Origin of the sequence: Prolixibacter sp. SD074 (assembly GCF_009617895.1) — a bacterium.
Taxonomy (GTDB): domain Bacteria; phylum Bacteroidota; class Bacteroidia; order Bacteroidales; family Prolixibacteraceae; genus Prolixibacter.
Map to the genome: position 1 here is coordinate 1,110,387 of NZ_BLAW01000001.1, position 20,376 is coordinate 1,130,762.

Below are 20,376 nucleotides of genomic sequence, written 5' to 3' on the forward strand. Positions count from 1 at the left end.
CAGGAAAAAAACCAACCCTGCAGATGTGGTGGTGATTTTCTTCATAACGAAAGAAACTTACGGCTTGCGGGAAGCCTTTTCCTGGCAAGGATGATAAAAGATGGTAATTTCAGCGGTATCGCGAAGAAAGTTGATGTCACCAACTTCAATTCGATTGATTTTCAAACCCGTTCTTTCTTCCAAATCAGCTAATAAAGCGCCATAATTTTCCGGCTTAATCAGTTCAATGCGCTCGTAAATAACCGTTTTCTGTGTCTCCTGACGGTTGAACCACAAACGCTCCATTGCCCAGGTTACCGCAATAATGGCAACGTTGGTCATAAACAACTCGGCATAACTGATTTCCGCACCCGCCAAAGCATTGATGACCGAAATTGCAATGATCACAAAGAGAAAAGTCATCTCTTTGATCGGAATAGTATCCGTTCGGTAACGAAGAATGCCAAATACAGCAAACAAGCCCAATGCAAAGCCAATTTCCAGCTTAACACTTTCCAACAGGAAGGAGATGAAAAACACGGTTGTGCCAATCAGAATGTACGTAAAATAGTACTCCTTCCGGCGGGAAATGCGGTAGTAGAGGTAACGGCCAATAATTGTTATTACCAGCAAATTAAACAGGAACCGGAACAGTAATTCCAGGGTGCCCGGTCCGTTAAGCCACTCAATTCCGAACAAATCGGCGATTGGCAAAAACAAGGGAACCGAAGTGATTAATGGCAAAATAGTCGTCATTATGGGTGTTTCGTTAGTTTGTTCAGCATCCGGATTTTCTGTTTCATCCGATTAATTTTCCTGTCGGGATATAACATCGAAACTCCGATACAATATTTTGAAAAGCCAACTGGCCTGATTCCATGTCTGTGTAAAATGCGGGTAAAACCGACATGCCGGCTGAACTGCTCTTGTTTCAACTCAATTACCGCCAAATCACCAAGCGCTTTCCAATGTTTCTTATCGGTTGAAAAAAAAATGTCGGTATCAATCGTAATTCGTTCATTTACGGTCTTATGAACTAACGAAACCCGCTTAAACCGATTATACAACTTAGTTTCCAGATCTTCCCGATTATAAGGCGTTTGTTCCATTACAAACTGATCTTCCACCTCATTTTCTTCCGGAATACGCTCCCGGCGGGAAATGCGTTTTTTGATGGTCCGGTTATGGTTCATTTTAAACTTTGATTCCAAAAATCGCATTCCCGTAAGGGGATATTCCCGGAAACGGATCTTGTAGCGGTTCAATTTGCCATTTACATGCGCATTGAACATCGCAAAGTCCGGCGTATCAAGGTAACGTGTCCGATAAGGCAGATTCCTCTCACCTTTGATACTCAGGACCTGGTAATCCGACCATGTTCCCTCCAGGATTTCTTCCAGTTTATCTACAGGAACCACAAATTTTGAGTCCACGCGGTTCATCAAACGTGCCTTATCCGCCGCATCTAAACTAATGGGCTCAAAATGATTGAGTAAATGCTGTAAATCAACTGACATTTCTGACCACTTTTATTATTCAGATTATTACCATGACTTAGTTAAAGTATTGATAAGTTGAAAAGGAATTCAACATTGTTTCCTTATTTCTCTTCCGGAATTTTAATCAGTACTTCAACCAGCAAATCCCAGAATTTATTCACTGTTTCTATTTCAATCTTCTCGTCAGGTGAGTGCGCCCCGCGGATGGTCGGTCCAAATGAAATCATGTCCATCGACGGATACTTTTCCAGGAATAATCCGCATTCCAAACCTGCATGAATCGAACGTATAATTGGCTCCTGACTGAATAATTTATGGTAAGCGGAACGCGTGATGTCCATAATCTCAGAGTCAGGATTAGGTGTCCAGCCCGGGTAACCTTCGCTATGTTGGACCTCGGCGCCGGCCAATTGGAAAACGGCTTTAACCATGGCAGCCGCATCCTCTTTGCCGCTGTTTAAATCGCTACGTTGGCTGGTCGTTACCTCAATCTTGTTCCCTTCTTTAAATTTCACCGATGCCAGGTTCGTTGATGTTTCCACCATGCCCGGCATACGGAAACTCATTCCAAGTACACCGTGCGGACAGGCATACAACGCCTGAAGTAACTTCTGCTGAGTTTCTTTATCCATTACCGTTGGAGCCGCTTCGGTGCTTTGGAGATCCAATCTGAGTTTTGGTTCGGTTACTAACAATTCATTCTGAACCGTTGCTCTGAAAACATTAAAATCTGCTGTTAATTGTTCCTTTTTATCCGAAGGCGCCAATACGACAGCAAATGCTTCACGCGCAATTGCGTTACGTAAGTTCCCTCCATCAAACGAGGCCAGACGAGCACCGTATTTCCGTGTAGCTTCCCAAATAAACCGGTTCAGGATTTTATTGGCATTCCCCCTGCCCTTGTGAATATCATCGCCTGAATGGCCGCCTAATAGTCCTGTCACCGAAATTTTGACGGAAAACATCCCGGCAGGAGAAGCTTCCGGCTGATAATTAAACGTGGCAACTGTATCGACACCTCCGGCACAACCGATGAATAACTCGCCTTCGTCCTCCGAATCGAGGTTTAACAGTATGGAACCGTTCAGAAATCCGGGTTGAAGGCCAGAAGCTCCGGTCAATCCGGTCTCTTCATCTACCGTGAAAAGGCTCTCAATGGGGCCATGTTCAAAATCTTTCGCGGTAAGAACAGACATCGCTGCGGCCATGCCAATTCCGCAATCTGCGCCAAGTGTCGTACCGTCGGCGGTCACCCAGTCCCCATCGACGTAGGCTTTAATAGGATCTTTTTCAAAATCATGTTCGGTATCGGAATTCTTCTCACACACCATATCGATGTGTGACTGCAGAATAACCCGCTTTACCTTTTCTTTTCCGGGAGTAGCCGGCTTGGAGATTACAACGTTTCCAGCTTCATCAGTTTTGGCATCCAAATTATGTTTTGCAGCAAAATCCAGCAGAAATTGGATAATCTGCCCTTCTTTTTTCGATGGCCTCGGAACCTGGCAAATGTCTTCGAAATAGTCCCATACAGGCTGTGGAGAGAGGGTATTTAACGTTCTCATTGAATTGGTATTTTTGTTTTGCAATGGAACGAAAGTACAAATTCGACAGTGAATCCCGAGGATGAACCGTTAAAATAGTTAAATTGGCAAGCAGAAATAAAGACACAAGACAATAGCATGAACAATTTATTCGTCAATTTCTACAAACATTAATTTTTAATCTTATGAAACGACTACTTCTGTCATTTGCATTGGTGGCCATGACCACCACGCTGTTTGCTCAACTCCCGGTTAGCTTTGGCATTAAGGGGAGTATTAACTCCACAAAAATTACTACTGACAATGCCATTGCGGGCGCTGAAAATTACAGCTTAAGTGATCTAAAAAAAGATGCCGCCAATGGTTTCAATGTAGGTGCCTTTTTGCGATTAAAATTTGGAAAAACTTTCCTGCAACCCGAATTGCTTTACAGCGTTCAGAAGGGAAAAACATCGTATACCATTCCTACTTCAGCAACGCAAAACGGACTTGAAGGTGCTGTCACTCAGGATATGGATATAAAATCCATCCAGGTTCCTATATTACTGGGAGTTAAGGTACTCGATCTGAAAGTTGCTTCCCTTAATGTTTTCACGGGCCCGGCCATGTCGTTCATTTTGGATGGAAGCGAAATTAAACTCAACAAACAAGATGGTGTTGCTGTAGATCCCAGCCTGTATGATCAGAATAACTTCAAAAACAATTCATGGGACTGGCAATTGGGTGCCGGTGTTGATGTAGCCATGTTGTCGTTTGATGTTCGTTATGCCTGGGCATTGACCAATGTTTCAGAAGGTGTTTCAAACGACGATCCAACCCTAATCGGATTTAAAAACAAAGGCAACACGCTGACCTTATCACTGGGTATCAGACTATTCTAAGAAGACATTTCATATAAGAAATACAGCGGCCGGAACTACTCCGGCCGTTTCTTTTGCTAACGATCCCGAAAAAGAAAAGCCGGCAACTACATATTGTTAAAATATTATATCTTCACATTTTGTGAGATCAACTGAACCTGGATTTTGAATTACGAAGTACTCATAGTATTTGTTGTCCTGGCATTCATACTGATATCCCTGTATTTTGAGATACTCGGACCATCATTTACTTTTGTTATTGCCATCTCTGTATTGGGCGTTTCCCGCATTTTAACCCCAGCTGAAATCCTCAGTGGGTTTGCGAATGTACAACTGGTCGTTATCCTGTTGCTTCTTTTGCTCGGAGATATCATCCGGCAAACACCCATCATGGAAATGATTTTTGATAAAGTATTTAAAGGCGCCAAAAGCTACAAAGGGTTTATGATTCGCATGATGCCGCTTGTGGCCGGATTCTCCGCTTTTCTGAATAATACACCGTTGGTCGCTATCATGATGCCCTATGTGCACCATTGGAGTAAACGCAACAACACCTCCCCGTCCAAATTGCTGATTCCACTCTCGTATGCAGCCATTCTAGGCGGTTGTGCCACATTGATTGGCACCTCTACCAACCTAATCGTAAATGGGATGGTCCTTGACCAGGAAATTATTCCGGGATTACCCTCACTTGATATGTTTGACTTTTTCCCGGTAGGTGCCGCCATGGCCATTATTGGAATTGCCTACCTGATGCTTTTTGGAAAGAAATTACTTCCCGATCGAAAAGATGCGATGTCGCAGTTTCGTACAAGGAACAGGGAATATATTCTACAAACACAAATTAATGAGGGTTCGCCCCTTGCGGGGAAAGATATCCGGAATGAAAACCTCGACAGACTGAAAGGATTGTACCTGGTAGAGTTAATTCGCGATAATGAACGCATTCCGGCCATTTCTCTCAACACACAACTTCGTGTACACGACCAGTTGGTATTTGCCGGTGATACCGAAACCATTGCTGATATTATCACACAAACGGACTCAGGCCTTTCATTCCCGACACTTGGCTCGTTGCAGTACAGCAAAAAGAGTGAAGTGGTAGAAGTAGTTATTTCGCACAACTCCTCCCTTATCGGGAAAACCGTTATGGAAGCTAATTTCCGGGGACGTTACGACTCGGCGATTATTGCTATTCACCGTAACGGGGAACGAATTTCGGGTAAGATTACTTTCCAAAAACTAAAAGCGGGTGACGTTCTTTTGCTCTTTGTAGGAAAAAACTTCGAAAGCCGTTCGTCCGGCACACTCGACTTTTACTACATCTCAAAAGTCAAAGCTTTCAGAAAACTCGAAAAATGGCAGTATTTTGTTCTTTTCGGTGGAACCGGACTGGCTATTTTACTCGCAGCTTTGCGATTGGTGCCATTATTCACCTCGCTGTTGGTACTCATTATTCTCATCAACATACTCAAGATTTATTCACCGAAGGATATTCCCAAGAGTATCGATTATGAACTCGCCATGGTCATCGCATTGTCCCTTGCGCTGGGAACCGCCATGTTGAAAACCGGCGTTGCCGAAATGCTGGCGAATAGTCTTATCTCTATCTTCTTACCGTTCGGGAAAGTAGCCCTTCTGGCGGGAATATACCTGATAACCTCGCTGCTGGCCAACTTGATAACCAACAAAGCAGCCGTCGCGCTTATATTCCCCATTTCGTTAACCATGGCATCAAATCTGAGCTTGCCACCGCAACCTTTTATCCTGGTAGTAGCTTTTGCTGCCGCAGCCAACTTCATGACACCCATCGGCTACCAGACCAACCTGATGGTATATGGACCAGGAGGTTATTCATTCCGCGATTTCTTTAAGATTGGATTTCCGCTGACCTTGCTGTACATGGCCACCACCATAACCATTTTGGGTATCACATATCTGCGTTAATTCCTTATTCATTTCCGGATAGCGCCATGATACTTAACAGCCAACAGGGTGGTATCGTCGCGTTGTTCAAGCCGTCCACGGAAAGAGAGCAGCGCATCTAAAATGCGTTCCACCATCTCTTCCGGTTCCGTCATTCCAATCCGGGCAATCTCATAGCGCAGACGATCCTGACCAAACATTTTTCCGCCTACATCATTCTCTTCGGTTACACCATCGGTATAAGCAATCAGCATTTCGCCTGGTTTGAAAACCATCTTCGTCTCATCAAACGTTTGACGGGGCATTACACCTACCGGGATACCATGTGAATGTGGCAACTCTTCCACAGAGCCATCTCTCCTGAGCAGATATGGATGCGGATGGCCGGCATTACAGTAAGTAAAGGTCCCGGTCGATATTTCCAAAACAGAGAGGAACACAGTTACAAACATATCCGACTCAGCATCAGAGCATAGCTCTTCATTCAGGCGCTCCATAATGCGACTGACCTTTATATCAGCATTGGCAATTCCCCGCATTAATGTTCGCGTCATTACCGAAAACATGGCAGCCGGAATGCCCTTACCGAGCGTATCGCAGATGGAAATACACAATTTATCATCGTCGAGGAAGAACACATCGAACAAATCGCCTCCCACCGAGCGGGCCGGGATGAGTTTTCCGAAGCAATCAAACTCTTTCCTATCGGGGAAAATGGGAAATCTGGATGGTACAATACTCATTTCGATGGAACGTGCCAGCTCCAGTTCCCGATCCAATTCTTCCTGATCGCGCCGGCTCTGAACCCACCTCGCCTGGTAATTATCTATGCGCTGCTTCATGTGGGCAAGCCCCCCGGACAGCATATCAAATTCATTTCCTGCTACTTCCACCGGATCACCCTCTTCCTCCAGAATCCGTCGCGCTTCATTAGCCAATTGGGTTATAGGAGTAGTCACCGAGCGGGAAAGAAGAATGGTGACTGAGACCATCACACCGGTTCCTATCAGCACTAAAAACATGACCATAATAATCACTTTACGCAACTCTCCCAGCAATTCAGAATAGGGAACCAAAACCATCATCAGCCAGCCATTTTCGGTAACCGGCCAGTAAACAGCCGTAGCACGTCGCCCGCCATAGCAAACCGGATTTAACAGCATCTTTCCGCCAACACCACGTGAAATAATTCGTTTTATCTTACTGAGATCGCCCAGCGAAAAACAATGGCTAAGCGTATCCACATTTTCATTTAGAAAGGCCACTTGCGGATGATAGACTACTTTCCCTTCGGAAGAAAAAAGAATCGGAAATCCGGTTTTATAAATCTTTATTCCCGCAAGTTCATTATAAATATCTTCCAGCGACATCACTGCACAGGCAATGGCCTGCACCTCTGTCCCGTGCTTTAATACACGGAACGGAATAGCGTAAGCAATACATTGCATCTCATGACCATCCGCCAAAAATGGTTCCGACCATCCCGGCTTACCAGAGATTAGTACCTTATGATACCAATTCCGGAGTTGATTGCACATGGGTAAATCGTCGCTTGCACGAAGAATAAGTGAGTCTTTCCGGTAAAAAAAGTGGTTAACTTCTTCTGTACTATTGGGATATTCCTTCAACTGAACAGCTTCGAGATGAGGATTTGTTTTCAATACCAGGTTCAGCAAATCATCCAACTCTTCATCACTTTTCATCTGTTTCGTACCCGATGCAATGATTTCTGCCGATTTACGGGCATGTACAACTGCATCGTTCACCAACAGGGAAGCGGAATGTGTAACTGTTTGGGCCCGGTCAGATAAACCGTCAAGAATGGTGTCGCGTGTAAAACGATAACCAATGGCTACAATCAGCATGGTTAGGGTAAAACCAGCCAGCAACAGGTAGAAACTTAGGTGAAAAGCAATATTTTGATTTTTCATAGAAATCCAATTGACTTCTCTAAAATTATGAAAATCAAAATCAACTTCAAATTATATTCACTTCATCCACACGCGTGTTCCGGAATATTGACAGGAATATCGCGTCGTCCGGCCTCACAAGCTACTTCATGTGCTTTCTGCATATAAAAGCCGTCGAGAAGCACGAAATCGAACTGATTTTCCTCCATTAATCCTCGACTATCAAAACTGATATCATAATCAGCCGGCTGATTGGTAAAGATGGTCCGATCGCCATTGTCCGACGTTGTTACAACCGAGGCAATTACGGGCTTTTCCTCAAGATAAGCCGCTAAATCGCGATGTTCGATGTTGAATTTGCGTAACTCTTCCTGTAAAAAGGGGTTAAAAGCATTTTGACCAAAAGCCGAAACCAAATGGGCCCTTCCTCCCAAATGAGAGTAAGTGACAGCAGCGTTGGTCGCTGGCCCACCTACCAGGATATCGGGCGCACCGGGCGATTTGACGTTACTGTCAGGTGCAGGAAACTGATCAATAATATACTGAATATCTATCGTGGTCAAGCCTAAGAATAAGCCTTTCATGATGTAATAAAAATGAGACAATTAAAATTCAGCCGCGAATATAGAAAATAAAAAGGCCGCCAATTATGACGACCTTCCTAAACTGTATTAAAAACATATTTTTTCGTATCAGGTATTCATTCCGCCACAAACATTAACCACCTGGCCTGTTACATACGATGAGAGATCGGACGCAAAGAAAACGCAGGTATTGGCTACATCCTCCGGAGTTCCACCTCTACGCATAGGTATTTGTGCTTCCCATGATTTCTTAACGTCTTCCGGAAGAACACCCGTCATTTCGGTAATAATGAATCCGGGAGCAACAGCATTGTGCCTGATGCCGCGTAAACCCATTTCTTTGGCTGCAGATTTGGTAAAACCAATGATTCCTGCTTTCGACGCAGAATAGTTACATTGGTTCGCATTTCCCGAAACGCCAACCACCGAGCTCATGTTGATAACACTACCCGAAGCCTGTTTCCACATGACTGGCTGAACTGCTTTGGTAAAGTTGAATACGGATTTCAGGTTCACGGCGATTACCGCATCCCACTGGTCTTCGGTCATTCGTTTCAATGCACCGTCTTTCGTGATTCCGGCATTGTTCACCAGGACGTCAATGCGGCCAAAATCATCGGCAATTTGCTTAACAACAGCCTGAGTTTCCTCGTAATTGGCAGCATTGGATGCATAGCCTTTTACTTTGACACCCAAAGCAGCAATCTCTTTTTCGGTTGCTTCAGCAGCTTCATTGATCACCAAATCGGTAAAAGCGATATTGCAACCTTCCTGAGCAAAACGCAGTGCAATCGCTTTTCCGATTCCCCGGGCAGCGCCGGTAACAATGGCAGTTTTTCCTTCTAAAAGTTTCATGTGTTGTATAGTTTACTTAAATGGTCATCAGTAATGCCCACATCTCCTACCAGGAATATAACCAACGCTATTTTTCCGGCCGGATTTTGTTAACGAGAAACAAAAATATAAATCTTTCCCAAGGATGAATTTTCAAACAGTCATTTCTCAGGATAAATTCATCCATATTTCGCCCAAAATTGCATTTTACGGTAAAATTCGAACCTACGCGTTGAAAATTCAATCGGCTGTCTGTTGTCTTACCCGGTGCAATAATTCCGGAAGCACCTCACCTGCTTTTCCCTCCAGGAAAACATGGGTAATCTGATTGGTAAAAGGTGTTGTTTCAGGATTAATTTCGATAATGGTCGCTCCGTTTCGCGCTGCTTCGTATGGAACCATTGAGGCCGGCATAACCTCGCCAGTAGTGCCTACTACCAGCATGACTTCCGCTTTTCGTGCTGCTTCGAACGATTGATTATACGCTTCACGCGGAATTCCTTCGCCAAAGAAAATGAAATCGGGCTTCAGCACCGAACCATCTTCGTGGCAACGCGGCGGAAGTTCACTCATATCAATCTCAGAAGCAAAGTGACGGGCTCCACATTGCGGACAAACCACCCATTGCGAATTCCCATGAAACTCCCATACCGTTTGGCTTCCGGCTTCCTGGTGCAGGTTATCGATGTTTTGCGTGATCACACTTTTCAGCCAGCCTTGTTGTTCCAGTCCGGCCAATGCGATGTGTCCCGGGTTCGGTTGCGCTGTCCCGAAAAAATCATAAAATATCTCTTTAATTTTCACCCACGAATCATGGGGATTCGAATAAAAATAGTCCAAATCGAGTATTTGGGGATCATAACGGCTCCAGAGCCCGTTTTTCCCCCGAAAGGGAGGAATTCCACTCTCAACGGAAATACCGGCTCCCGTAAACGCTACAGTCTGACCCGACTCTCTGATGAGCCGGGCAGCTTTATCCAGATAATCTGTCATCTTAAAATATTCAAGGGGGTTAAGTCAAGATTTTTCTACTTTGGATTCCGGCGTATCCTTCGCCGGATTGTTCGTCTGTTCGGAAAATAAAATACGTGTTTGCGGAAGATATTCAGGATAGTTCTTTTGTACAAATTCCACCAACTTCTCTCGTACCAAAACCCGCAAATCCCATGCAGTAGGCGAATCAATTGCACTCACTAGTGCCCGCAATTCCAGTGTTTGTTCTTTGGCATCGGTTACCTGAAGCACATTAACCTGTCCATCCCACAAATCGGTTTTCTTCAGAATTTCGGTTAACGCCTCCCGCATTTTTTCTACCGGGAAACGGTAATCAACATAAATGAAAACCGTACCCAAAATTTCTGCTGTCGTTCTGGTCCAGTTTTGAAACGGTTTCTCGATAAAATAACTAATCGGAAGGATGAGCCGCCGTTTATCCCATATTCGAACAACTACATATGTCAGGGTAATTTCTTCAATCCAACCCCATTCATTTTCTACAATCACCACATCTTCCAGGCGAATGGGCTGTGTAATGGCAATCTGAAAACCAGCCAGTATCAAACCAATACTTTTCTGCGCAGCAAAACCAATAATGATACCGGCAATTCCGGCCGAAGCCAGTAAACTCACACCGATTTTATGAATCTTATCGAAACTCATCAGGGCGATGCCAATCGCGATTACCAACACCACGGCAATGAGCAGGCGTTCGAAAACCCGAAGCTGGGTGTGCATCTTTCGTGCTTTCAGATTATCCTTCGTATCTAAATTATATCGACGAAGCAACACGATGCGGATACTTCGAATGGCATTAATAATTAGCCATGTAACCAGGAATATGGTAAGAAGCGTGAAAAGATGTTGCAAATCGAACGGCAGTTTTTTTCCAAAATCCATCAATGGTTGAATGGACAACAACACCAGTAATGCAGTTAGAAAGGTAAGCGGACGCGTAATTTTCGTCAGGGTCTGTATCCATCCGGCATATTTCTTATCGTGTAATTGATGTTTCACCAGGCGGATGATCAGATGAGCTCCAAAGAAGCCCACAATAAGTCCGGCAATTAGTATTAAAATATTCAGGTAGTCATTATCAAACATAACGGATAGTCTTTCTACTAAAGTAAACAATCTATGACGATATTGTTTTCCCGACAAAAATATTACCGGGATAATTAAGAAAAGTTTCACACAGCAAATCGAGCTGCTGTTTTGAATCCTGAAGTTTGTCCGTATTTTTACGAACAACTAGTTATTTAGTGAAGATGAAAGAGAACCTGATCAAAGATATCTTTACGGAAGACCAGCACCGGTTAGCCCGAATCGCCAAAGCACTGGGACATCCGGTGCGTATTTATATTCTCGAACTCCTTTCGCGCCAGTCGTGCTGCTACAGCGGCGACCTTTCCGAGGAACTTCCCATTGCCAAGTCTACCCTCTCCCAGCACCTGAAAGAGCTGAAAGATGCCGGCCTCATCCAGGGAGAAATTGAAGCGCCCAGGATTAAATACTGCCTGAACCGGGAAAATTGGTCAGAAGCGCAAATCCTGTTCGAAAAGTTTTGGAAAGAGTGACATTGTTCGTATTTTTGCGAACAACGAACTAAAACCAAAAATCAATGGATTTTCAGAACGTAAAACCCATCCATATGGATATTAGAGTCCTGGGAACGGGTTGCCCCAAATGTCGGGCATTGGAAAAAGCAACCAATGAGGCTGTTGCCGGGGCCGGATTGGATGCTACGGTCTCCAAGGTGGAAGACATCGTGGAAATCATGAAAATGGGCGTTATGACGACACCGGCACTGGTGGTTGATGGAAAAGTAGTTGTAAAAGGGAAAGTACCGTCGGTTAAGGAACTAAAAGAACTACTAACCCAAAATCAATAACCACAAAATCACCGAAAAATGCTGCTCCGGAGACATTAACGCCATGCTAAAAATCAGCAATGATCCGGCTACCTGCTGTTGTTGCAGTTAAGTAATTACAGGCATAATTTTTTGTTTGACAGAGCGATGAAAGAAAAAGTACTTACACTCAACCGGAACATGCATGGCTGGTTGTTTCCGGCCATCTTGCTACCCCTGTGGATTGTTCTTTACTGGCAGCTGAAGCATGTAGCCGATTTTTTCATCAATGATGTGTTTGGAATGGCTACTGGCAAGCGCCTGACAGAAACCCTGCGTTTCTTCATCTTCGAGGTACCCAAAGTGCTGTTGTTATTAGTACTCATCATCTTTGTCGTCGGCATTGTAAGAACGTATTTCACTCCGGAAAAAACCCGGAAAATCCTGGAAGGAAAATCCTTGTTTACCGGCAACATCCTGGCTTCGCTGCTGGGAATTGTTACTCCATTTTGCTCCTGTTCCGCTATCCCGTTGTTCCTGGGCTTTGTTGAAGCGGGAGTGCCACTGGGTGTCACCTTCTCATTCCTTATTGCCGCTCCGATGATCAACGAAGTGGCGGTAGTATTGTTGATTGGAATGTTTGGCTGGAAAGTAGCCCTTATCTACGTGGGAACAGGCCTCATCATTGCCATCCTGGCGGGTTGGATACTGGGGAAACTGGGCCTGGAGAAGTATGTGGCTAAATGGGTTTATGAAGTAAAAGCCGGCCACAATGAAGATGCAGAAGGACGTGTACCTTTTCAGGAAAGAATCCAATCGGGGTACGAAGCGGTAAAAGAAATTGTCGGTAAAATCTGGATTTACATCCTCATTGGTATTGCTGTCGGAGCCGGTGCCCACGGTTATGTGCCTGAAAACTTTCTCGGTTCCCTGTTAGGCAACCAAAAATGGTATGGCGTTCCGGTAGCCATCTTGCTCGGTGTGCCGATGTATTCCAATGCCGCCGGAATCATTCCCATTGTGAGTGTGCTGCTGGAGAAAGGTGTCTCGCTCGGTACGGCGCTCGCTTTCATGATGTCAGTGATTGCCCTTTCCCTTCCGGAGATCATCATTCTGAAAAAAGTGCTTAAATGGCAATTGATTTCGGTCTTTGTCGGCATTGTTGCCGTTGGGATACTGGTGGTCGGGTCCGTCTTCAACCATGTGATGTAGAAAAACGGATACAGGTTACAGGTTAGCACAACTTTCGACTTTCCTTTTTCCTTTTGCCTTTAACCTTTTTCCTGTTGTTAGAATGAAGACGTTAGACCCCCGACGCAACGGTCAGGACTTCGCCTTGTGCTTTTTACCTTTTCCTTTTGCCTTCCTCCTGTTGTTCGGCTTCGAGGTGGCTTTTCTTTGTGTCCGTTGTGTAAATCTTAGTGTTCTTAGTGGTTAAAAAGGTTCACGCAAAAAGCGCAAATATTTTCGCAAAACCCGCAAAAAATAATTTCCAAAACGTTTGCATTTCCCACAAAAGAATTAATTTTGTAAGCGATTACTTACATATAAGCCATGGAACGGCAGAACAGCGAAACACGGCAATTACAAATCAAGCAGGCAGTACTCGACATCATCTATACAGATGGACTGAAGAACCTGTCGACCCGCAACCTGGCCAAACGCATTGGCATGAGCGAAGGGGCCATCTTCCGCCACTTTGCTACCAAGCAAGACATCATACTATCGATTATCAACGATGTACAAACCGATTTTATCGGGCAGCTGCGAAGGATTGCCACCTCATCACTGGAACCGGAAGAGCGCTTGCAAAAGTTCATTTGTTCAACCGTTCAGTATCTCACTGACAACAAAGGCATCACCATGCTCCTCTTTTCTGAGGCATCACACAATAATGACGAACAACTGAAATCAACGCTTCGCCAAATCTTCAATAACCAGAAATCACTGGTTAGCAAAATCTTTCTTGACGGAATTGCTGAAGGGACCTGGGATGAAGAGATACCCGTTGAAAATCTCGCTATGCTGTACATGGGTATTCCGGTATCACTTAACATTGAGCTCATTCTCAACGGTGGAGAGTCATACGTCGACAATTTCTGCAAGAAGATGCTGAGTCTTATGCTTAAATTATTGAAACGGTAATTTTTTTTACTTCTTATTGTAAGTAAACGCTTACTTAAAAGTTGGAATCATGTTATACGGAATTGTTTTTTTCATCATCGCGGTAGCATCATTCATTTTCGCCATGCTGGGCCTTGGCGGAGGAATGGTGTACGTACCGGTTTTGAACTGGGCTGGTTTCGATATGGTCTCCGTTGCTATTCCGCTCGGTTTGCTGTTGAATGGCTTAAACACGGGTTTGGTACTCATTCCGTTTGCACGGAAAAAGATGGTCGACTGGAAAGGCGGCGCCGTTATGGCGGCAACAGCACTTATTGCCTCCCCCATTGGAGCCATGACCAGCGATAAAGTACCTGTAGCTATGTTAAAAATCTTGTTTGCCATCATGGTTGTCGCGGCAGCTATTCGCATGATATATGCATCCAGGATGGCCGATCCGGACCAGATGATGTCCATGAAGAAGCGAAGCATCATCGGGTTCTTCGTTGGTGGTTTTGCCGGCTTCGTTGGTGGCATGCTCGGACTGGGCGGCGGATTCATCATTGCCCCTATCCTTATGATGATGGGCTACAAAACCAAAGAAGCGGCTGCCACCACAGCCTTTGTGGTTACCTTCTCTTCCATATCGGGATACCTGGGCCACGTTTCGCAAGGACACATGAATTGGCCTTTGACCATCATTGTCGTCATCGCCGTTATTATCGGTTCGCAGCTGGGCGGACGGTACATGACACAGAAGGCAAAATCGAAACAGGTAAAGGTGGTCTATGCCATCGTTTTGTTGCTGATTTCCTCGAAAATGGTGTATGGTGCCCTCCACTAAAATGAACAGTCTCATGAAGATATTTAGATTAGTAGTTCTGCTGCTTTTGGTAACCATGACCGTTCAGGCACAGGAAAACAAAGCTCCGCAGTGGAACGGCTACATTCAAACCCGTTTTTCCAGTAACCTGAATACCACCTCGGGGTTCATGGTCCGGCGGGCCAAACTCTGGCTCAAAGGCGATGTACCTACAGTCAATTTCATCAGCTACAAGCTGCAGGTGGTGTACCGGTCGTACAAGGATCAGAATTTCATCTTCCAGGACGCGCTGGCGGATATTCATTTAAAAGATAACGGATTGTTCCGGCTGGGACGTTTTGTTCCCTATTTCATGCTGCAACGCATGCAACCTGATTACCAGGTTCCGGTTTTAGAACGGGCATCGGTCATCAATGCGCTGAATCTGAATCCGAAGTACGGAGCCCGGATGATTGGACTGGAATACCTTTACAGCCAATCCGGCCAACCGTGGCACGCCAGTATCGGGCTGTTCAACGGAAACACAGACAAACCCGGGCATAATAACAACTCCCTGTTGGTGACATCACGGTTAAACCGGAAATTCCGTTTCGATCGGCAATCCGATATTACCCTTGGAGGTTCGGTAGCGTACCGGAACATCACGCAAATGAGCCTGCCGACCATTTATGCCGCCGACTCACTCCTCTCCGGGGACGATTTCCGCTGGGGTGCAGAGGCATTGCTCCATTGCAACCATTTCCAGCTGCAGGCTGAATATATTCAAGCGCTACTGAACAGTGGCAAAGCAGATGGTTATTACCTGCTGGGCTGGTACGATTTCAATACCCATTACCAGCTCACCGCTTTTACCGAGAAATACACGGACTTGAATTCCGCGACATCGGATCAGCCCTGGTATGGACTGGGATTCAACTACCTCATTACAGAAAAAACAAAATTGATGGCCGATTTTAAATGCCGCGACCTGAATCAGGATCCGGTTTATTCGGCCAATATCCAACTGCAGTTACTCTTTCGGTAGAAGGAGAACTGTATAATAGCGAATTGTCAAACTTAAAATTCAACATCATGATCAATCCACAAGAATGGCTCGAATTCGGGCAAAAGTTTCACGGACACAAATGTCCGGCCATGCCTATGGGACTGCGCGTTGGTGCAGCCGCCATGAACGCACTGGGCGTTGAACGCGCCCACGACGGACAACTCATCGCTTTAGTTGACCTGGGTGATGACCATTGTGCCACCTGCTATGGCGATGGTTTGCAGGTAATACTCGGAACCACCTTTGGCAAGGGGAATATTAAGAAAACCCACAAGGGGAAGTGGGCTGTTACCGTTGTTGAGCGTGCCACTGGCAGGGCTGTAAGAGTAACACCAACTGCAGAAGCCATGCTTAACAATAAGAAGTCTTCTTTCTTTACTGACTACCGTATGGTTGGCAAGCCCGCTAGTACGGTGCCAGCCGAAGTAGTTGACCCCTTGGTTATCAGTGTAATGAGTGCGCCAGATGAGAAGTTATTCTCCGTTTCACCCATTTTTGAATACAAGCTTGAACCTAAGAAGGACAGCTTCAATGGTTTTGTTTGCGAGGAGTGCGGAGAAATGACCGTTACCGAATATGGCCGCATTAAGGGCGATAAGAAGGTTTGCATCGATTGCCTAAACAAGTAAAGATTCCTTACGTTGTTGTTCTCCTGCTTATTGCAGCTTAATTGATTTACGGTGTGGTTGCCTAGTTGATAAATACGACTCATTCAACAGCTTATAAGAAACTATTGTTGGTGGCAGCCAGTAAATTAGATACTTGCAAATTTTTTTGAAGAACGGAACAATCAGAGAAATCTATGAAGAATTGAGTTTGTTCAATTTATGACGTTCCAAAAAAACTAAAGCTATGAACGAAAAATTTGATGTACTCATCATTGGAGGTGGTCCCGGTGGAACTCCCGCCGCAATGCAATTGGCTGCAAGCGGAAAGAGGGTTTTACTCGCAGAGGAATCGGGAAAACTTGGAGGTGCATGCCTGTTTGTTGGATGTATCCCTTCAAAAATAATTAAGCATGGCGCTGATGCGTTTTTCTCGTACGAGAAAAACGCATCAGCCACCTCTGATTCAAAAGCCGCCTTGGCCGAATCGTGGGAATCCATTCGTAACAGCATGGATCGTATCCTTAATGGTCGCTCTTCGGCTGCCATACAGCAAGTCAACCGATTGCCAATTACTTTTGTGGCTGGGAAAGCACAGTTCATCTCCAGCAATGAGGTAGAGATAAACAATACACGGTATGGGTTTGATAAGGCAATTATAGCCACTGGAGCACACTCGTTTGTTCCTCCATTCAAAGGAGATGGTACAAAAGAGGTGCTCACTAGTGAGGTGTTGTTTCAACAGCCAACATTGCCATCGTCCATGCTGATTGTTGGTGGTGGACCTATTGGTATTGAATTGGCACAGATGTTAGCAAAGCTTCACGTGAAGTGCACCATCGTTGAGATGATGCCAAGCCTGTTATCCGGAGTGGTGGAGCCCGAATTTGCAGAAGGCATTACCAAAAAGTTGCAGGAGACAGGAATTGGGGTCTACACTCATTCGAAGGTTGAAGAGATCAACAAGATTGATGGTGAGTTTCAAACCGTATTTGTGGATGCTGATGGAAAAACTCAGCAGTTTCTCACCGGGAAGGTGCTGGTTGTTACGGGTAAGGTGCCTTCTATTGAAGGGCTGAACCTGGAGGCAACGGGCGTAAGTTTCGAGAGAAACGGCATTGTGGTGAATGAGTTCTTGGAAACTAATGTGGCTGGGATTTATGTAACTGGCGATGTGGTGCTGGGCGCTCCTAAATTCGCTCATACTGCCACCTACGATGCCCATATTGTAGCAACCAATATTTTGCGTGGAAACATCAGCAAGGCTTGTTTTACCAAGAACTCATGGGTGCTATTCTCCGATCCAGAAATTGCCGCCGCTGGCCTTACCGAAGCGGAAGCGGTGAAAGCAGGCTTTGATGTGGTAACCGGAATTCATGATTATAGGGTGGATGCCATGGCGCAAATTAGCGGCGATACGTTTGGTTTCCTTAAGTTTATTGTCAATAAGAGTAATCAGGAAATTTTGGGTGTTCATATTTTTATAAATGGTGCCGCTTCGCTGAGCGGAGAGGCTGCGTTGATTGTATCCAGAAAATTGACCCTGTTGGATGTGGCACAAGCCATTCATCCGCATCCAACCCTCACCGAGGCGTTTGGTCTGTTGGCACTGAAAATATTATCTGAACTGCAAGCTCAAGCGCACTAGGGTTAGCTTGACACAGCTGTAAGATTGGACGTGCCATTCAGGAAATTTGGGTATAGTTCTTAAGAGTTTTGGAGAAACAACAACATGGAATACGGCCGTATTAAAGGCCATAAAAAGGTTTGCATCGATTGTGCAGCCAAATAAAGATTACAGCTTTTCATAATTTTCAGCCCTATTTTTCTACCCGGTAAGTTGCCTGGGATTCAATTCCCGGCAATTGCCGGGTTTCTTCATTCTTGAACTTTCGACCTTTGACCATTTCAAGTTTCAAGTTACGCTTCGAGGTTCAGCCTATCCTGCTATTGACTGTTCATTACTCATTTCGAATTATTCATTGATTAAAGGGTTTCAGGTTTCAAGTTGCGCTCTGAGGTTGCTGTTATTGGAGAGAAAGGCCTCAGGTCCCAGACACTAGACGGTAGATGTTGCAGAGTGGTTGGCGAACTATCCCCCTTTGGAGGGGGGTCAAGGGGGAGGATGTTTCAACTGATTTTTTTGACGTATAATTACGTCATCTCAATATTTGACGTATATTTGCGTCAAAAGAAAGTCATCATGGTACAAAGTAAAACCGAACTATTCGAACAGGAACTCATCGGGAAGGCGGCGCTTTTCAAAGCCCTGGCCCATCCGGCCCGGTTGCAGATACTGCAGTTCCTGGCCGCCACGCAATCGTGCATCACCGGCGACATTTCCGATGAACTGCCGTTGGGTCGGACCACTGTCAACCAACATTTGAAAGAACTGAAAGCGGCAGGCCTCGTAACCGGCCACATCGAGGGGGTTAAAACCAAATACTGCCTCGACATGGAAAATGTAGCCAGACTTCGAAGTGAATTAAGTGGCTTTTTAGATAACCTGTACCTGGAAGACTATTGCTGTGAATAAAGACAATGACATTATCAATCAACTTAAATCCGTCAATTCATATGAACGTACTTATTCTTTGCACCGGAAACTCATGTCGCAGCCAGATGGCCCACGGTTTCCTGCAATCTTTCGATAAAAACATCAACGTGCAATCGGCCGGTACCGAAGCTTCGGGCAAACTGAATGAAAAAGCCGTGGCCGCTATGAAGGAAATTGGCATCGATATCAGCCACCACACTTCCGATCCGGTGGATAAATACCTGAACGACGAATGGGACTATGTGATTACCGTTTGCGGCGGCGCCAATGAGGCCTGTCCTACTTTCATGGGAAAAGTCAAACACCGGCTGCACATCGGTTTCGACGACCCGTCGCATGCTACCGGAACCGACGAATTCATCCGGAGTGAATTTATCCGCGTACGCGATGAAATAAAAACGGCTTTTTACAAGCTGTATACCGAAGATATCAAACCTCAAATATAATCCGCGATGCAAATAAAACCCGAAGATTTAAAACTGCTGGTGCAGGAAAAATATGGCGAGATTGCCTCACAAAGTAAGGAAACCAACCAGTCATCGTGCTGCGGCGGAACCAGTTGCTGCGGTGATTCAACCTATACCATTTTTAGCGACGATTACACCATGCTGAAAGGCTACAATTCAGACGCGGACCTGGGCTTAGGATGCGGTTTGCCTACCGAGTTTGCCCGCATCAACGAAAGCGATCATGTGCTCGACCTGGGAAGCGGTGCCGGAAACGATTGCTTCGTTGCCCGCGCCATTACCGGCGAAACCGGGAAGGTCACCGGCCTCGATTTTACCGATGCCATGCTCGAAAAAGCCCGGAAGAACCTGAAGAAAACCGGCTTCACTAACGTGGAATTTGTCAAAGGTGACATTGAAGCGATGCCGTTGCCGGAAAACACCTACGATGTGGTCATCAGCAACTGCGTGCTCAACCTGGTTCCCGATAAGGAAAAAGCTTTCAGCGAAATCTTCAGGGTACTGAAACCCGGCGGCCACTTTTGTATTTCCGACGTGGTGCTGGACGGCGATCTGCCGGAAGGCTTAATCAAAGAGGCCGAATTGTATGCCGGCTGTGTGTCGGGCGCTGTTCAGCGTAGGCAATATCTTTCGATTATTGAAGAGAAAGGCTTTTCCGGTATCACGGTCGAAAAGAACAAAGCCATCACCATTCCGGATGACATCCTGAGCAATTACCTGTCGGGGCAGGAGATGGAAGAGTACAGAACTTCCGGAACCGGCATTTTCAGCATTACGGTTACCGCGAACAAATAA

21 protein-coding genes are annotated in these 20,376 nt (G+C 45.4%); 13 read left to right on the top strand and 8 right to left on the bottom strand.

Features of this window, described 5'->3' with window-relative positions; all coding sequences use genetic code 11:
• Positions 1-57: 57 nt before the first annotated feature.
• From GJU82_RS04880 to GJU82_RS04890, 3 genes are all read right to left on the bottom strand, one after another.
• Entirely contained in the window at positions 58-735 is a 678-nt protein-coding gene (locus GJU82_RS04880; protein WP_153631121.1) for a DUF4956 domain-containing protein, read from the bottom strand.
• A complete protein-coding gene (locus tag GJU82_RS04885; protein ID WP_153631122.1) occupies positions 735-1,496 on the bottom strand; it encodes a polyphosphate polymerase domain-containing protein in 762 nt (253 codons plus the stop codon). The genes GJU82_RS04880 and GJU82_RS04885 overlap by 1 nt, the downstream gene beginning before the upstream one ends.
• 83 nt (positions 1,497-1,579) lie before the next feature.
• Positions 1,580-3,043: an aminoacyl-histidine dipeptidase gene (locus tag GJU82_RS04890; RefSeq protein WP_153631123.1), complete on the bottom strand. Its 1,464-nt coding sequence runs from the start codon at positions 3,041-3,043 to the stop codon at positions 1,580-1,582.
• A 164-nt stretch (positions 3,044-3,207) separates the two neighbouring features.
• Here GJU82_RS04890 and GJU82_RS04895 point away from each other — a divergent pair, with 164 nt between their 5' ends.
• The gene (locus GJU82_RS04895; RefSeq protein WP_153631124.1) at positions 3,208-3,903 is read left to right on the top strand and encodes a porin family protein; all 696 of its coding nucleotides are present in this window, start codon (positions 3,208-3,210) and stop codon (positions 3,901-3,903) included.
• Between the two features lie 144 nt (positions 3,904-4,047).
• Positions 4,048-5,829: an SLC13 family permease gene (locus tag GJU82_RS04900; protein WP_228488571.1), complete on the top strand. Its 1,782-nt coding sequence runs from the start codon at positions 4,048-4,050 to the stop codon at positions 5,827-5,829.
• An 8-nt stretch (positions 5,830-5,837) separates the two neighbouring features.
• Here the strand turns inward: GJU82_RS04900 and GJU82_RS04905 are convergent, their stop codons facing one another.
• The 5 genes from GJU82_RS04905 to GJU82_RS04925 form a co-directional block, all read right to left on the bottom strand.
• The gene (locus tag GJU82_RS04905) at positions 5,838-7,739 is read right to left on the bottom strand and encodes a SpoIIE family protein phosphatase (protein ID WP_153631126.1); all 1,902 of its coding nucleotides are present in this window, start codon (positions 7,737-7,739) and stop codon (positions 5,838-5,840) included.
• A gap of 62 nt (positions 7,740-7,801) precedes the next feature.
• Positions 7,802-8,302 (bottom strand): PfkB family carbohydrate kinase, encoded by a 501-nt coding sequence (locus GJU82_RS04910; protein WP_153631127.1) that lies wholly within the window; start codon positions 8,300-8,302, stop codon positions 7,802-7,804.
• Between the two features lie 108 nt (positions 8,303-8,410).
• Entirely contained in the window at positions 8,411-9,157 is a 747-nt protein-coding gene (gene fabG / locus GJU82_RS04915) for a 3-oxoacyl-[acyl-carrier-protein] reductase (RefSeq protein WP_025865997.1), read from the bottom strand.
• A 219-nt stretch (positions 9,158-9,376) separates the two neighbouring features.
• On the bottom strand, positions 9,377-10,129 hold the full coding sequence (locus GJU82_RS04920; protein WP_153631128.1) for an NAD-dependent deacylase: 753 nt from the start codon (positions 10,127-10,129) through the stop codon (positions 9,377-9,379).
• Between the two features lie 24 nt (positions 10,130-10,153).
• Positions 10,154-11,236 carry a mechanosensitive ion channel family protein gene (locus GJU82_RS04925; protein ID WP_153631129.1) on the bottom strand — a complete coding sequence of 361 codons (1,083 nt, stop codon included), beginning with the start codon at positions 11,234-11,236 and terminating at the stop codon, positions 10,154-10,156.
• A 164-nt stretch (positions 11,237-11,400) separates the two neighbouring features.
• On the opposite strand from GJU82_RS04925, the gene GJU82_RS04930 reads away from it, so the two are divergent.
• From GJU82_RS04930 to GJU82_RS04980, 11 genes are all read left to right on the top strand, one after another.
• A complete protein-coding gene (locus GJU82_RS04930; RefSeq protein WP_153631130.1) occupies positions 11,401-11,709 on the top strand; it encodes a helix-turn-helix transcriptional regulator in 309 nt (102 codons plus the stop codon).
• Positions 11,710-11,783: 74 nt separating this feature from the next.
• Complete coding sequence (locus GJU82_RS04935) at positions 11,784-12,023, top strand: thioredoxin family protein (protein WP_153631131.1); 240 nt, start codon at positions 11,784-11,786, stop codon at positions 12,021-12,023.
• 126 nt (positions 12,024-12,149) lie between these two features.
• A complete protein-coding gene (locus GJU82_RS04940) occupies positions 12,150-13,193 on the top strand; it encodes a permease (RefSeq protein ID WP_153631132.1) in 1,044 nt (347 codons plus the stop codon).
• Positions 13,194-13,535: 342 nt separating this feature from the next.
• Positions 13,536-14,126, top strand: coding sequence for a TetR/AcrR family transcriptional regulator (locus GJU82_RS04945; protein WP_153631133.1), 591 nt, complete (start codon positions 13,536-13,538; stop codon positions 14,124-14,126).
• A gap of 49 nt (positions 14,127-14,175) precedes the next feature.
• Positions 14,176-14,928, top strand: coding sequence for a sulfite exporter TauE/SafE family protein (locus GJU82_RS04950; protein WP_194830967.1), 753 nt, complete (start codon positions 14,176-14,178; stop codon positions 14,926-14,928).
• 13 nt (positions 14,929-14,941) lie between these two features.
• Positions 14,942-15,931: a porin gene (locus GJU82_RS04955; protein WP_194830968.1), complete on the top strand. Its 990-nt coding sequence runs from the start codon at positions 14,942-14,944 to the stop codon at positions 15,929-15,931.
• Positions 15,932-15,978: 47 nt separating this feature from the next.
• Positions 15,979-16,581: an FmdE family protein gene (locus GJU82_RS04960; RefSeq protein ID WP_153631136.1), complete on the top strand. Its 603-nt coding sequence runs from the start codon at positions 15,979-15,981 to the stop codon at positions 16,579-16,581.
• A gap of 223 nt (positions 16,582-16,804) precedes the next feature.
• A complete protein-coding gene (locus GJU82_RS04965; RefSeq protein WP_153631137.1) occupies positions 16,805-18,205 on the top strand; it encodes an NAD(P)/FAD-dependent oxidoreductase in 1,401 nt (466 codons plus the stop codon).
• A gap of 555 nt (positions 18,206-18,760) precedes the next feature.
• Entirely contained in the window at positions 18,761-19,093 is a 333-nt protein-coding gene (locus GJU82_RS04970) for a helix-turn-helix transcriptional regulator (RefSeq protein ID WP_153631138.1), read from the top strand.
• Between the two features lie 41 nt (positions 19,094-19,134).
• A complete protein-coding gene (locus tag GJU82_RS04975) occupies positions 19,135-19,560 on the top strand; it encodes an arsenate reductase ArsC (RefSeq protein ID WP_153631139.1) in 426 nt (141 codons plus the stop codon).
• A 6-nt stretch (positions 19,561-19,566) separates the two neighbouring features.
• A complete protein-coding gene (locus tag GJU82_RS04980) occupies positions 19,567-20,376 on the top strand; it encodes an arsenite methyltransferase (RefSeq protein WP_153631140.1) in 810 nt (269 codons plus the stop codon).